The following is a 1,862-nucleotide window of genomic DNA, read 5'->3' on the forward strand; positions in this document are numbered from 1 at the left end:
GCGCCGCTGGCCGATGCGCCGGCGCCCGACCCACGGTGGGGCTCACACAACGCCGCGCCTGCGAGCCGACCGCCCGCGGCCAGGGGCTGGCAGCGCACCCCGCCAAGGCTGCCGCCGGGCTTTCGCTGGATCGCGGTGCGCCCCGGCGCCGCGCCGCCTCCCCGGCGTGGACGGCGTCCCCTGGGCCCGACGCCGCGCTACGCCGTGATGCCGCGGTGGAGCCTCGCAGATCGCGTCGAACCTACGGCCGCGGCCGCCGGAGCCCCGACCCGCCCGGGGCCATCGGCCCCGACGATTCGCACCACGTTGTTCGTGAGCGTGCTCGTCCTCGGCATCGCCGCCCTGGTCTACGTCGTGCGCTACGTGCTGCTGATCGTCAACCGGAACACATTGTTGAACTCGTGGGTCGCGGCCGGTGCAGATTGGCTCGGCGTGCTGGCGAGCGTGGCCGCGATCGCCGCCACGCTGGCCTCCGGGGCGGTCCTCATCCTGTGGCTGATCGCCCGGCGTGCGGCGGCGTTCGCGCATCATGGCCTGCCGGAGCCGCGGTCCACGCGGGCGTTGTGGGCAGGGTGTGTGGTGCCGCTGGCCAACCTGCTGTGGGCACCGGTTTTCGTCATCGAGCTGGCGATTTTGGAGCAGCACTACGGCCGCATCCGCCGCTCCGTCGTCGAGTGGTGGATCGCGTGGGTCGCCAGCTACCTGGTCTCCGTCTTCGCCATGGCGACAAGCTTCGCCAGGGACGCCCAGGGCATCGCGAACAACACCATCACGATGGTTTTCGCCTACTTGCTCGCGGCGGTGACGGTGGCCGCGGCGGCCCGGGTCTTCGAAGGGTTCGAGCGCAAACCCGTCGAACGGCCCGCGCACCGCTGGGTTGTGGTCTCCGAAGATCGGGCGCCGACGCCGCGTCCGGTTGAGTTCGAAGGGCAGGAAGCGGCAGCATTACGCGTATGACGTGGGCCGAGGAGGTGCTCGCCGGGCATCCCTTTGTGGTGGCCCACCGCGGCGCATCGGCGGCGCGGCCCGAACACACGCTGGCCGCTTACGATCTCGCGCTCAAAGAGGGCGCCGACGGCGTGGAATGCGACGTGCGGTTGACCCGGGACGGCCACCTGGTCTGCGTCCACGACCGCCGGTTGGACCGGACGTCGACCGGGGCCGGCCTGGTCAGCACCATGACCCTCGCCGAGTTGCGTGAGCTCGAGTATGGGGCGTGGCACGACAGCTGGCGTGAAGACGGCACGCACGGTGACACCAGCCTGTTGACGCTGGACGCCCTGGTGTCGCTTGTCCTGGATTGGCATCGGCCGGTGAAGCTGTTCATCGAGACCAAGCACCCGGTGCGGTACGGCTCATTGGTGGAAACCAAGCTGCTCGCGCTACTGCATCGGTTCGGCATCGCCGCGCCGGCCTCCGCCGACCGGTCCCGCGCGGTGGTGATGTCCTTTTCGGCGGCCGCGGTCTGGCGGATCCGGCGAGCCGCGCCGCTGCTGCCGACCGTGCTGCTCGGCAAGACGGCGCGCTACTTGATCAGCGGCGCGGCCACCGCCGTCGGCGCCACTGCCGTCGGGCCGTCGCTGGCGACGTTGAAGGAATATCCCCAACTCGCCGATCGCGCGATAGCCCAGGGCCGCGCCGTGTACTGCTGGAACGTCGACGAGTACGAGGACCTCGACTTCTGCCGGGACGTCGGCGTGGCCTGGCTCGCCACCCACCACCCGGGCCGTACCAAGGCGTACTTGGAGAACGGCCGCGCGGGCGGTTAGTCCGGCGGATTGGTGGGCACCGGCCCGTCGGCGGCCAGTGCCTCGAACAGCCGGCTCGCTTCGTCGTGGTTCCACACCACCACCGATCCGGCG

At 71.0% G+C, this 1,862-nt stretch carries 2 protein-coding genes; both read left to right on the top strand.

Going from position 1 to position 1,862, the window contains the following annotated elements:
- Positions 1-957 (top strand): DUF4328 domain-containing protein (locus tag A9X05_RS21610; protein ID WP_197499161.1); only part of this gene is annotated, 957 nt, incomplete at its 5' end.
- Positions 954-1,769: a glycerophosphodiester phosphodiesterase gene (locus tag A9X05_RS21615; RefSeq protein ID WP_067758882.1), complete on the top strand. Its 816-nt coding sequence runs from the start codon at positions 954-956 to the stop codon at positions 1,767-1,769. The genes A9X05_RS21610 and A9X05_RS21615, both read left to right, overlap by 4 nt.
- The last annotated feature ends 93 nt before the right edge of the window (positions 1,770-1,862 follow it).

The sequence above is a fragment of the Mycobacterium sp. E3298 genome (assembly GCF_001666895.1).
Taxonomy (GTDB): domain Bacteria; phylum Actinomycetota; class Actinomycetes; order Mycobacteriales; family Mycobacteriaceae; genus Mycobacterium.